General features: G+C 58.0%; 13 protein-coding genes. 5 read left to right on the top strand and 8 right to left on the bottom strand.

From position 1 onward, the window contains the following. Positions 1–57 precede the first annotated feature (57 nt). Complete coding sequence (locus LOC68_RS21985) at positions 58–1,044, top strand: PstS family phosphate ABC transporter substrate-binding protein (RefSeq protein ID WP_230222727.1); 987 nt, start codon at positions 58–60, stop codon at positions 1,042–1,044. Between the two features lie 20 nt (positions 1,045–1,064). Here the strand turns inward: LOC68_RS21985 and LOC68_RS21980 are convergent, their stop codons facing one another. Both LOC68_RS21980 and LOC68_RS21975 read right to left on the bottom strand, forming a co-directional pair. Next, the gene (locus LOC68_RS21980; RefSeq protein WP_230222725.1) at positions 1,065–1,457 is read right to left on the bottom strand and encodes a hypothetical protein; all 393 of its coding nucleotides are present in this window, start codon (positions 1,455–1,457) and stop codon (positions 1,065–1,067) included. 219 nt (positions 1,458–1,676) lie between these two features. Next, positions 1,677–1,865 carry a Flp family type IVb pilin gene (locus LOC68_RS21975; protein ID WP_230222723.1) on the bottom strand — a complete coding sequence of 63 codons (189 nt, stop codon included), beginning with the start codon at positions 1,863–1,865 and terminating at the stop codon, positions 1,677–1,679. A gap of 244 nt (positions 1,866–2,109) precedes the next feature. On the opposite strand from LOC68_RS21975, the gene lexA reads away from it, so the two are divergent. Then, positions 2,110–2,730 carry a transcriptional repressor LexA gene (lexA, locus tag LOC68_RS21970; protein ID WP_230222721.1) on the top strand — a complete coding sequence of 207 codons (621 nt, stop codon included), beginning with the start codon at positions 2,110–2,112 and terminating at the stop codon, positions 2,728–2,730. Positions 2,731–2,877: 147 nt separating this feature from the next. Then, positions 2,878–3,333, top strand: coding sequence for a transposase (locus LOC68_RS21965; protein WP_230222719.1), 456 nt, complete (start codon positions 2,878–2,880; stop codon positions 3,331–3,333). A gap of 179 nt (positions 3,334–3,512) precedes the next feature. Here LOC68_RS21965 and LOC68_RS21960 read toward each other — a convergent pair whose 3' ends face one another. The 4 genes from LOC68_RS21960 to LOC68_RS21945 form a co-directional block, all read right to left on the bottom strand. Next, positions 3,513–4,901, bottom strand: coding sequence for a sigma-54-dependent transcriptional regulator (locus tag LOC68_RS21960; protein ID WP_230222717.1), 1,389 nt, complete (start codon positions 4,899–4,901; stop codon positions 3,513–3,515). Positions 4,902–4,905: 4 nt separating this feature from the next. Further along, entirely contained in the window at positions 4,906–6,573 is a 1,668-nt protein-coding gene (locus tag LOC68_RS28645) for a sensor histidine kinase (RefSeq protein ID WP_230222715.1), read from the bottom strand. Between the two features lie 143 nt (positions 6,574–6,716). Beyond that, positions 6,717–7,886 carry an LptF/LptG family permease gene (locus LOC68_RS21950; protein WP_230222713.1) on the bottom strand — a complete coding sequence of 390 codons (1,170 nt, stop codon included), beginning with the start codon at positions 7,884–7,886 and terminating at the stop codon, positions 6,717–6,719. 114 nt (positions 7,887–8,000) lie between these two features. Next, a complete protein-coding gene (locus tag LOC68_RS21945; protein ID WP_230222712.1) occupies positions 8,001–9,350 on the bottom strand; it encodes a PP2C family protein-serine/threonine phosphatase in 1,350 nt (449 codons plus the stop codon). Between the two features lie 216 nt (positions 9,351–9,566). On the opposite strand from LOC68_RS21945, the gene LOC68_RS21940 reads away from it, so the two are divergent. After that, a complete protein-coding gene (locus LOC68_RS21940) occupies positions 9,567–10,124 on the top strand; it encodes a PEGA domain-containing protein (protein WP_230222710.1) in 558 nt (185 codons plus the stop codon). Between the two features lie 157 nt (positions 10,125–10,281). Then, entirely contained in the window at positions 10,282–10,509 is a 228-nt protein-coding gene (locus LOC68_RS21935; RefSeq protein ID WP_230222708.1) for a hypothetical protein, read from the top strand. A 17-nt stretch (positions 10,510–10,526) separates the two neighbouring features. Here LOC68_RS21935 and LOC68_RS21930 read toward each other — a convergent pair whose 3' ends face one another. Together LOC68_RS21930 and LOC68_RS21925 are read right to left on the bottom strand one after the other, a co-directional pair. Next, a complete protein-coding gene (locus LOC68_RS21930; protein WP_230222706.1) occupies positions 10,527–10,724 on the bottom strand; it encodes a hypothetical protein in 198 nt (65 codons plus the stop codon). An 18-nt stretch (positions 10,725–10,742) separates the two neighbouring features. After that, complete coding sequence (locus LOC68_RS21925) at positions 10,743–12,470, bottom strand: NADPH-dependent assimilatory sulfite reductase hemoprotein subunit (protein WP_230222704.1); 1,728 nt, start codon at positions 12,468–12,470, stop codon at positions 10,743–10,745. Positions 12,471–12,543 lie beyond the last annotated feature (73 nt).

Genomic DNA, 12,543 nt, shown 5'->3' with positions numbered 1-12,543 from the left:
CGTTAACGCGGATACGTCACGATAAGCGACTTCGCCAACCGCTGGAGCGCTCCCTCGATGAATTCCAGAATTCAACGTCGCAGCTACGTCGCCCTGGTTTCGCTGCTAGTCTTGCCGTCGCTGGCGGCGGCACAAGTTCAGACCGATCCCGACTTGCCGCATTACGTCGCCGGCGAAGAAAAGCTGTCCGGCAAGATTCGCCTGGTCGGGTCCGACTGGATGAACAACATCGTGACCTTGTGGGGCGCCGAGTTTGAGAAACGGCATCCCGGCGTACAGATCGTGATCGAAGGGAAAGGATCATCGACGGCGACCGCCGCGTTGATTGCCGGTCGAGCTGACATCGGCACGATCAGTCGCCCGTTGAAAGAGAAAGAGCTGGCGGCGTTTGAGGAGAAGTTCGGCTACCCGCCGACGCAGATCCTGGTCGGCTGCGAGATGCTGGCGGTCTTCGTCCATGCCCGCAACCCGCTGACGCAGTTGGAGCGGTCGGAGGTTGACGCGATCTTCTCGGCGACGCGCAAACTGGGCGGCGGCAATCTGGAGCAGTGGAATCAATTGCTGCCGCCGGCCGCGCCGATGGCGAAACTATCGATTCATCCTTACGGCCGCAACAGCCTGGCTACCAGCTACGGGATCTTCAAGTCGAAGGGGCTCAACAGCGGCGACTTCAAGCCTTCGGTGCAAGAGCTGCCCGGCAGCGCCGCGATCGTCCGGCAGATCGCCGTCGACACCGCCGGCTGCGGTTACGCTGGCATCGCCTATCAAGCGCAAGGAGTGCGGGCGGTTCCGCTAGTCGCCGGCGGCAAACCGGTAACGCCGACCGCTGAGAACATCGACGCTTATCCGCTGACGCAGAAGTTTTACCTGGTCTTGAACGTCCCGCCGCAAGAGCAGATCGATCCCTTGCGGCGAGAGTTTCTCAAGTTCGTACTGAGCGGCGACGGACAAGATCTCGTCGCCCAGGACGGGCTGGTCCCGTTGGCCGCTTCCTCGGTAAAGCGGGAACGACAACGAGCGAACATCGCGGACGCGGCCGAATAACGACGCGTCGCGTTCTGCCGTTAGTCCTGCCCCGTCACTTCAAACTCATACTTCTTCACCTTCGGCTCGGAAGTCGAGTCGGGGAAGACGACGGTGATCGTCGCGGTCACTTTTCCCTTGCCGGTCAGTTTCAGGTCGTACTGTTTGACCTGGGCGCCAAGCAGCGTGTTGCCTCCTTTGACTCGTTTGATGAACGAGATCATGTCGACTTCGGCCGGGCCTTTGATTTCGATTTTGATGCGTGCGCCGGAGATCCCTTCGCCGACCAGGCGGACGTAGTTGCTTTGATCGACGGAGAACGGTTTGTCGTCGGTCGGGATGACCACGTAACGTTCTTTCTCGTTTTGCTGCGCTGCGGCGACGCCGCACGTCAGGGCGACCAAAACAAAAGCGGAGAGCAGGCTCTTCAACATGGCGAGACTCCAAACAAGCGGAGGGGGAGTTTCAACGGGCCGACGCGCAGTACGTGGACTTCCCAAAAATGTAGCACGGCGCGAGGTCGTTCCGCTCAATCGGGGTCGAATCGGGTTGATTTTGGAGGTCGCATAACCGTCAGAACCGCCACGAAAAAAGCCGCCGTCCCGAAGGACCGCGGCTTATTCATCGTCGTGGCGGTAAGCGAGCGAGCGATGTTATGGCGAAATCGAAGAGGGAAATGTGCGGGCAAATTCGTCGGACGCGTGCTGGTAGCCCGCTCCGACCTGTTGACCCATAAAGCCGATCGCCGTGAGGCATACGACCAGGATCACCGCGAGCATTACCGCGTATTCAACCGCGGTTGGCCCGTCTTCGGATAGCAAGAAGTGGATCAGGTGAGACATGACTCGGTTCCCGGATAGGTTATTGATCCCGGTTTTTACGTGTCCCAGGAACCACCAGGATCTTTAAATAAAGGAAGTTGGTTGTATTGGAACCCTAGTTCACAATCGGCAAATTAGCAAAAGCCGGGGGGAGAGATTATTGACTTTTCGTGGGGTCGACGGTGTACAAATGCTATTGCCGTATGTACAGCCGTATATTATGCTTGTCGGTAGGTAAGCTACCTCACCCCTGGAGACCGGCTTCATGGCCTCTTCCAACAGCACCAGCGCTCTCGATCAATTGACGCAACGCCAACGGGACGTGTTTTCCTTCATCCGAGAGAAAATCGTCTCTCGCGGCTACGGTCCTACGGTGCGGGAAATTGGGGATCAGTTTGAAATCAGCTCTCCAAACGGCGTGATGTGTCATCTGAAGGCCTTGGAGAAAAAAGGGCTGATCTCCCGCGAGCCGAATATGTCGCGGGCCATCCAGCTTACCTGCGACGAGCAAGATGAAGTCGGTTTGCCCCTTGTTGGCCAGATCGCGGCCGGCGTCCTGCATGAAGCGATCGAGCAGAAAGAGCTGATCGATTTCCGTGAGATGTTCGCGCGGCATGATCAATTCGTGCTGGCGGTCAAAGGGGACTCGATGATCGAAGCGCACATCGAAGATGGCGACTACGTCGTCGTTCGTAAACAGACCAGCGCCCAAACCGGTCAGATCGTCGTCGCCGAAACCGACGACGGCGAAGCGACCCTCAAATATTGGTTCCCCGAAAAGAACCGTATCCGCTTACAGCCCGCGAACTCATCAATGGATCCGATCTACGTGAAGAACGCCAAGGTCCGCGGCGTGGTCGTCGGCGTTGTGCGGAAGATGGGGTAGCGCAAAGCGAGCGTCTTTTTACGTCTTAGCCCCGGAGGGGCGTTCGAACCTAGCCCAGGGCGCAGCCCTGGGTAAACCGCCGTCAATTCGATCGAAAGCCCCGGAGGGGCGAACCCAATCGAATCGGTTCCAAATCGGAGGACCACCATGCCGCAATCGTATGCCCGGCTCTGGTGTCATCTGGTCTTCTCGACCAAGCATCGCGAACCGCTTCTGCGCGATGTGGACGTACGCGCTCGGCTCCACGCCTACTTAGCGACCTGCCTCGGGAATGCAAAATCAGAACCGCAAATCGTCGGCGGTGTCGATGACCATGTTCATCTCCTCTTTTGCCTTTCGCGTTCGATCTCGCTGGCGGACCTCGTCATCGAATTGAAAACTTCTTCCTCAAAGTGGCTGAAGACGCTCGGAACCCCATATCAAGGATTCTATTGGCAAGCCGGATACGGAGCGTTTTCGGTAAGCGAATCGAAGGTTCCTGACGTCACGGCCTATGTTCGCGGCCAAGAGGAACATCATCGTCGATTTGACTTCAAGACTGAGTTCCGCGCTTTATGCGAGCGGCACGGCATTGTGTTGAACGAACAATACGCGTGGGATTAGAGCGCCCCGTTGGGGCTTCGATTCTATTTCCGATCCTTTACCCAGGGCTGCGCCCTGGGCTAGGTTGAGTCGCCCTTCCAGGGCGAAGAGTTCGACTACCTTGTCCCAAAAAATAAAAAAGCCGCCGGCGATTCGTGTCGCCGACGGCTTTTTGATCGATTGGAATTGGCTTAATCTCTTCAGGCCGACTTTTCCATCGTCGACGCCTGATTCAGCTTGTTGTAGAGCGTCTTCAAACTGACGCCCAACTCTTCGGCCGCTTGCGGTTTATTTCCTTCGTGGCGTTCGAGCGCTTCGTAGATCGCTTGCATTTCCAATTCACGCAGCGACAGCGGGCCGATCGCTTTCAAGACCGGCTTGCCCGGGGCAGGCCCGCTTGAGCCAATCATCGCATCGCCGCCGGTACGACCAAAGCGGCGAGGTAGGTGATCGGGTTCGATCGGCGGCTCTTCGCACAGGATCGTCGCATGTTCGACGACGTTCGCCAGTTCGCGGACGTTCCCCGGCCAGTCGTGCGACTTGAGGGCTCGGATGGCGTCCGACGAGAAGACGGTTTGCGTCATCGGGACGTTGGGCCAGAACCGACGGCAAAGGTGCTCGGCCAACAGCGGAATGTCTTCGGTCCGTTCACGTAGCGGCGGCAGATGAATCTCGAAGGTATTGATGCGGAACATCAAGTCTTCGCGGAAGTCGCCTTCGGCGACCATTTGCTCGACGTCGCGATGCGTGGCGCAGACGATCCGGACGTCGACCTTCATCGAGTCGTTATCGCCGACGCGGCGGATTTCGCCGGTCTCCAGCACCCGCAACAGTTTGGCTTGCAGCGATTTCGGCAGTTCGCCGATTTCGTCCAGGAAGAGCGTGCCGCCGTTGGCGACTTCGAACAAACCGATGCGAGTATCTTCGGCGCCGGTGAACGAGCCCTTCCGATGTCCGAACAGTTCGCTTTCGATCAGGTTCTCCGGCAGCGCGCCGCAGTTCACGGCGACGAACGGCATCTCGACGCGATGGCTTTGGTCATGCAAAGCGCGAGCGACCAGTTCTTTACCGGTGCCGGTTTCGCCCCGGATCAGCACGGTCGAGTTGGAGGGCGCCACTTTCGCGATCAGGCGTCCTACCTGCTGCATGCTGGGAGAATCGCCGATCAGGTTCGACTTCCCTTCCAGCTTTTCCAGGCGACTTTTCACCGCGCGATATTTGCGAGTCAGTTCCCGTTTGTCGGCGACCCGATCCAGCAGCGCCTGCAATTCGACCAGGCGGCACGGTTTGGTCAGGTAGTCGAACGCGCCGAACCGCAGCGCCGAAATGGCCGATTCGGTCGACGATTTGCCGGTCAGGACGATCGCTTCGGTCTCCGGCGAAAGCTCTTTCGCTTTGCCGATGACCTGGATCCCGTTGAGGCCCGGCATGTCGAGGTCGACCAGGATGCAGTCGTACGTGTTGCGTTCCAGCGCAGCGACTGCGGTCAAACCGTCGGGGCAGACGGTGACTTCGTGTCCCAAACGAGGCAGTTCGAGACTCATAAGCTTTTGCAACGATTTTTCATCGTCGGCGAAGAGGATCTTCAACCGACTAGGCTGCTTGGTAGCGATGGTGTTGCTCCTTCCCTGGAATGCTAGCGGGCAACGTGATTCTGAATTCCGACCCGCACCCCGGTCCCTCGCTGTGCGCGTCGATTTGCCCGCCGTGATCGGCGATGATGCGATACGTGATGGATAATCCCAGCCCTGTTCCCTGTCCGTTACGGCGGCGAGTGAAGAACGGTTCAAACAAGTGTTTCTTCACTTCTTCCGTCATCCCGCAACCGTTGTCCCGAACCGTAACGACGATTTGATCGTCGTCGAGCGACGCTAGTTCGACGTTTACCTCTCCGCCGGGGTCCAAGCTATCAAGCGCGTTGGTGATTAGGTTCAACATCACCTGCTTCATCTCTTGCGGATTGACCGGGGCGATCGCAGCGTCGCGCGAATGGAAGTGGACCTTCTTTTCGCGGTACTTGCCGAGATGGCTGACCATGTCGATCACGTTGCGGACGAGATCTCCCAGATCGGTGTCGACCTTTTCGACATCCCCAAGCCGTGAGTAGTCGAGCAGTCGCTCGGTGATTTCTTTGCAGCGGAACGCTTCGTCCTGAATCATGCCCAGGTAATTGCGGAGCAGTTCGACGTCGTCGACGCTGCAACTCGCCTTGTCCGCTCCTTCGGCCGGCAGCGCTTCGGCCAAGCGACTTTGCAGCGACTCGGCGCAGAAGGCGATCGAAGCGAGTGGGTTATTGATTTCGTGCGCGACGCCGGCGGCCAGAAAGCCGACGCTCGCGAGTTGTTCGCTGCGAACCACTTGCTTGGTTCGCTCTTGCACCTGGCCGTCGAGGTTGCGGCGAATTTCTTCAAACCGCTGGGTCATCGCGTTCATCGCATCAGCCAGCACGCTCATTTCGTCATGCGTGTTTAGATGGATGCGGTGCGAGAAGTTGCCGTTGGCGACCAGACGCGAACCTTGCATCAAGACTCGCAGCGGATAGAAGATCCAAACCCAGCAGAGCCACATGAAGACGCCTAAGGAGGTGACGCCGACGAGTGTGGCGGTAACCGAAATCACAATCCCCGCCCGATACTGATTGTGCGCTTCGTCTTTCAACTGCTGCATGCGCTGAATCAAATTGCTCGGCAACTGCATCGCGAGCGTGTGCAGACTGTCGAGATCACGTTTCAAGGCGGTCTTATCGATCAACCCGAGCACCCAATCGCCGTCGTTGGCGTCAGTCTGAATCTTGGCGATCAAATCGTCGATCTCTTTGATCGTATCCCGCTCGTACGAATAATCGCTCATGTCGTTGACGAGCGCGTCATTCGACTCCCGTTGCTGGGTCAGTTGATCCTTATATAACTTTAGCGATTGTTCGACCTGCATCAGCCGAGCGGCGAATTCCTCACGCTGCATCGAGGGATCGAAATCAGGAATTGGCCCGCCTTCTTTCCGTTCCGGCGAAGGATTGAATGACTGCGGAAACGCGTCGTGATTGATTTCGCGAGATTGCCCCAGCATGTGCCGCAGATCGGTGACCGCCAGGCTGAAGTCGATCGCCAGCGGCAATTCGTTGGCGCGTACGCTGACGCTACGAGCCAAGCCGCGATAGCTGTAGCTGCACCAGACGGCGGTAGCGGCGAGACCAAGCACAATCGCGGTCAGCAGCCCCGCTCCAATCAGCATCTTGTCCCGAATCGGGCGTCGGGTAAACACAAGCGACCTCCTTGTCGCAACGGATCGCCCCAAAAGTGGCGAGACATCCGTCGTCTCGCCGCGGCAGGCGAACGCCCGGTGAGTGTAGCAAGCTTCGCCTTGCCGGGACAAGCCGAACCCGCCAACTTCCCCCTGGCTACCCGCTAATAACGCCAGACGGTCCGCAAATAATATAAGCTGACCGCCAATAACACGACGTTTCCGAACCAGACCGCTTGCGGCGGCAAGGCTCCATCTTTCGCCCGGTCGACGGCGAATGCTAGCAGCGGATAGAAGACGAGCAGCACCGGCAGAAACGTCATGAAGAAGCTGGTCACAAAGTCAGGATTCCGCTGCTTGATCGCCAGAGGAACTCCTACCAGCACGAAAAACAAGCAACTGAATCCATTCGCCCAGCGGCGCCAAGGCTCAGTCCGCAGGCGATTGATCTGCGAATTAATGTACGGAGTGTTTAAGCGAGGCGCCCGTTGATCCGTGTCGAGGAACACTAACTGCGAAAAGGAACTCCATGCCAGGTCAGCGTCTTCTTGCGACTTGATAATCTGTCGTTCTTCTTCCAGCACTTCCGGAATTCGGGAGGTGGCGATCTTCGACGGACTGCGATACTCGGGCGAAGTTTCGTCGTCCAGGGAGATGATGTGATCAAGTCTGCCGGGATGTTCAAAGGCTCCCTGACTCGCGCCGTCGCTTTCAATTCGGCTGTCGATCAGCGTAATGATCAGTCGGTCGTTTTCGTCACTATGCAGTTCGGCCTCGGCGGCGGAAATCAGCAGCTGCGGCGAAGTGGGAGTCGCTGCGGAGACGATTTGCGGACGCATCAGTCGACGACCGTCCACTTCACGGACCAGGATCGACAGCTTATCGCTGCTGAACGACTTGTGAGTCCGCAGCATGCCGTAGGCGATTTCCTCGAACGACTGCACCAGGACGCGGCGAACCCCCTGATTCCCCCACGACATTCCGACGTCGTTCAGCCAGACGCAAGCGATCGACAAAAAGAGGGCGATTGCATAGGCGGGCCAGATCGCTGCTAGCGGCGATACGCCGGCCGCTTTTAAGGCCGCCAGTTCGTTGCCGGACGCCAAACGCCCGTAAACGCTGCAAGAGGCGAACAGAATCGTGCCGGGAATTGAGAACCGTAGTGCGTCGGGAATCATGTAGGGAATGATTCGGGCGATCGGACCGGGACCGAGCCCTTCGCGCAGCGCTTGCTGGACGACGCCGACCAACACGATCAGCAGCGTCAAAGCGCCGAGCGCCATGAAGAAGATCTTGAGGATCTCCCACAAGATGTAGCGGGTAATGATTCGCATTGCGGGTCGCGGAGAAGACGGCGAAATCGAGCCGAACTCTAGCAAGTTCCCCCCGCCAAAGGAACGACAATTTCGTCGCATTTCGGCGCAGAATCGTCCGCAAAGAGAGCGTCCCTAGATCAGGTCGACTTTCGACTCGTCTTCCAGCGGATTCTTCTTTTTGCTCTGCATCCGAATCTGGGCCATCATCGCCCCGATGCAGATCAAAAAGAGTCGCGTCGCGTTGAAGTAGTCCCCTGCTGCTAGCTCGAGCTGGGCCTGACTACGAAGCTGATTCACCCGATCCCAGTCGAGCTTCCAGTTGTTCGTTTCCGACGCTTCCCGCAGTTCAACAACCGTCGCCGCCAGATTGCGAGCGACGTTTTCGGTCGTATTGCAGGCCGTTTCTTCATAGGGACCACGACCAAGCCGACGCTTTGGAGTCGCCTTGATCGGCTCGTCCTCGATCGGACCCGAATACATATAGACCGCCCCAAATACGAAGGCCGCAAACGCCGCTAGCCCCGAGATCACCGCCTCGAACGGTTTTTGCAGGTACGCGAGCACCACCGTTGCAAAACCGAATAGCAAGAGAAGCGCCCAAACGGTCCACGGAGGATTACGCAGCTTCTGCCTGGGGGGAGGATTCGCAGGGCGAGCTTCCTCCATGATCAACGGCTCGCCGCGAGTTGGATCTTGGGTGATCGCTTCGCCGGTGATTTTCACCACGATCACGGTGATGTTGTCGGGGCCGCCGCGCAGGTTGGCCAGATCGACCATCAACTGCACTGCATGCACGGGATCAAGCGTTTTCAGGATGATTGCGATTTCGTCATTGCGGAGCGGCCCGGTCGCACCGTCGCTGCAAACGAAGAACGTATCGCCGACTTGCAGCGGAAATGGTCCTTCCAGATCGACTTCGACCGTCGGTCCTGGTCCCAGCGAACGGGTGATGACGTTTTTGGGAATCGCATCGTAAACGTCGGCGGCGTCGAGTCCTGCCGTCGCGGCCCGAATCTCCCACGCCATCGAGTGGTCGAACGAAAGTTGCTCTAGCTTGTTGCCGCGGAGCCGATAGACGCGACTGTCCCCGACCTGCGAGACGATCGCTCCCTGGGGCAAGATCAACAGCGAGCTGCAGGTCGTTCCCATTTTGTGGAACGCGGAGTTTTCTTCCCCTTTGCGATTGATGATCGCATTCGCTTCTTCGACAGCGGCGACCAGGGCATCGGGCGGGGTCTTCTCGACATACTTGCGATAGAGATGGCCGACGCGGTCGACCGCGATTTCGCTAGCGAGTTCCCCCGCTGCATGCGCGCCCATGCCGTCGGCGACGACAAACAGGTGCCCCCGCTTTCGCCACTCGTCCCAATTCGCCGAGAGAACGACGCCGTAGTGATCTTGGTTGTTGCTACGGCGCATTCCCACATCGCTGAGCGCAGCGATCTGAATCGTGTTATGCCACGTATGGGACTCAACCGACATGCGTCGCTCTTCTCCGTTCCCCAATAATTTCCGCCGGAAAGCGGCCCTACCTATTATTTACGGAAACTTGCGATGTTAAAGCGGATTTTTCACAGCAACAAGTACTTACTGCGAAAAGATTTAAATCCGATTCCCGATTTCGTCTAGCCGCTGCGGCGGCAGATTGCTAAACTTCGCCCCCGCTTCCCTTATTTAAATCGGACCAGGTCTATCGGCATGAACCGCCGGACTTTCCATTTTCGTAACTTTCTGCTGCTGACGTTGCTACTCGCATGCGCCAGCACTGGCTGCGTTCGTCGCCGGATGAATATCCGCACGAGCCCGCCGGGAGCAGTCGTCTATGTCGACGATCAGGAAATCGGCGTGACGCCGGTATCGGCAAATTACGTTCATTATGGAACGCGTGAGATTCGCCTGGAAAAAGATGGCTACGAGTCGGTGTCGCAGCTGCACACCTTTAAGGCCCCGTGGTACCAATACCCGGTGATCGAGTTCTTTAGCGAGAACCTCTGGCCTTGGGAAATCCGGGATACGCGTGATCTCGACTTCGCGATGACGCCGCGGCGGATTGTGCCGCCGGAAGAGCTGCGGAGCCGCGCCGAACAACTGCGGGCGAACGCCCAGGCCGGTTACGTTACGCCGCTTAACCCGCAGATCGATCCGGCCATCAACGTGGCGCCACAAGGCCAGCAGCAAATGTTGCCGCCGGTGATGCGTCCCGAGACATTGCCGGAAGGTGGCTACGTGTTGCCGCCGCCGGTGCTCGGCCAGTAAGAAGTCGCCGCAGCGGCGAATCCGCCTATTTCACCGCTGCAATCTGGCAATTCCAATTCTCTTCGCGACGCTTCTTTTCTTGCTGCAGCCCCCTTTCGAGTCGCATAGAATAGCCGCCGCTTTTCGCAACTTCCCATCCTGCAATTCGGCGCGAATCATGACTACCAAGCTTGCGATCATCCTGACGATCGCCATCGCCGCTCTTACGATCATTCTCGGCTGCGGCGGAATCTTTTTGTTTCTCGATCCCAATCGAAGCCGCGATCTCGAGCGAGCGAGTATGATTGGCTCCGGGATGGGAATGGCGACTACGATCCCCGTTGGAATCGTCTGGATTCTCTGGGCGCTGCGGGTTCGTAGCGAACGCGCAGCTCGCAAAAAATAACCACGTCGGCTGGGACGTTACGTCGCGTCGACTTCATTCCCATGGTCGTCAAAACGGACGAGGCCAAACCAGAGGAACGTGACGAGGCAGATCGGCAGGTAGGCCATGCTGGCGTAGAACAGGATGTCGTTCAGTCTCGACAGAAAGAACATGCCGCCGAAGATCAGCACCCACAGCCACCAAGTCGATTTCCAAAGCGAGTAATAGCGTTTCATTGGATCAATTCCCTGATTTTAGTTTTGAAGTGTAATCGCTTCTGAGCGGCCAACCTTGGCCAACAACGTTTCGCGTCCTAGACGTGCGCAGTAATCGCCGAATCCCTCGTCATTCACTTTTTCCGTCACGTAGCTGGCCAACAGCGGCGACAGTTGGGCAGGAATCTCTTCCAGCGGAATCGCGTCTTGATAGACGAAGCCGATCCGCGTCCCCTGGGGGTTTCCCCCCAGGTAAATCGTGTACTTGCCGACCGATTTGCCGACCAGGCCGACGTCGGCCACGTAAGGTCGAGCACAACCGTTGGGACAGCCGGTCATCCGAATGGAGATCTGCGTCTGCTCCAGCCCGTGTGCGGCGAGAACCGGTTCCAACAGGTCGATCAATTGCGGCATGACCCGTTCCGACTCGGTAATCGCCAAGCCGCAAGTCGGTAGCGCTGGGCACGCGACGGCGAAACGTCGGGCGAGCGAAAGCTCGTCGACCGTCTTCATGCCGTACTCATGCAGCAGCGTTTCAATTCCGCGGCGATCTTTTGGATCGACGTCGCACAAGATGACCGACTGCAGCGGCGTCAAACGCGATTCCATTCCGTATTGCTCAAAGATCGCTCGTAGCCCGCTCTTGATCCGTACGTCACCGACGTCGGCGATCCGGCCGTTTTCGATGTTGATTCCGTAAAACAGCTTGCCGTCTCCCTGGACGTGCCAGCCAAGGTGATCGTCGATGCCGGTCACCGGAGCGTAACGCGGCTCAGGAAGCGACGCGCCGTAATACTCTTCCACCTTCGCCTTGAACGCGGCGACTCCCCAATCATGCAGCAGATACTTCAGGCGAGCTCGTTTGCGATCTTCGCGATTGCCAAAGTCGCGCTGGACTTTGACGATCGCTTCGCACACGGCGATCACGTTGTCCGGCGTCGCGAAGGTCAACTCGTCGCCGAGTCGCGGAAAGGTCTTCTCGGCCGAGGGGGTGTTGCCCATGCCGCCGCCGACAATGACGTTGTAGCCGACGACCTGGTCCCCTTCGACGATCGCCAACAGGCCGACGTCTTGCGTGTAAACGTCGATGCAGTTGTCGGTCGGCTCGGCGACGCCGAACTTGAACTTCCGCGGCAGGTAACGTTCGCCGTAGATCGGCTCTTCAACCGGTAGGAACTCAGCGTGGTTTTCCTTGTTGCCGTCTTCGTCGGTCAACCAGAGCTCGTAGTAGGAGCTCGACTTAGGACGAAAGTGGACCGAGATTTCGTGTGCGACCGCCTGCATCTGCTCGCGCACCGGGTTGTTCTTGAACGGCGCCGGGCAGCACATCACATTGCGGCTGACGTCGCCGCACGCGGCGTAGGTCGACAACTTGATCTGGTTGATCGTGCGGATCGTCTCTTTCAGGTTGCTCTTCAGCACGCCGTGCAGCTGAAAACCTTGGCGAGTGGTGATTCGCAGCGTGCCGTTGCCCAAGCGATCGCACAGATCAAGTTCGGCCAGAAACTGCTCGGCCGTCACCTTTCCGCCGGGAACTGCGGTCCGGATCAGGCACGAGTAGGCTTTCTCCTTCTTCGTACCGTCGGCGTTCTTCTGCTTGCGAACGTCGCGGTCGTCCTGCTGATAGCTGCCGTGGTACTTCAACATCTGAATCGCATCAGCCGAAAAGTCGGGGCGATCGTTCTGCAATTCCTCTGCTAGCGTTCCCCGCAGCTGGCGGCTGTCGAGTTTCAGAAGTTCGATTTTGCTGAGAGTCGTTTGGCTCATCGATTCATTCCGTCCGGTGAACAGGAGAATTGCTTTCCACGCCTGTAAATATCGAGACTTGCCGTACATAAAT

The organism is Blastopirellula sediminis (assembly GCF_020966755.1).
Taxonomy (GTDB): domain Bacteria; phylum Planctomycetota; class Planctomycetia; order Pirellulales; family Pirellulaceae; genus Blastopirellula; species Blastopirellula sediminis.
Note: the sequence above shows the minus strand (reverse complement) of the source record. Positions and strands in the feature narration are given on the sequence as shown.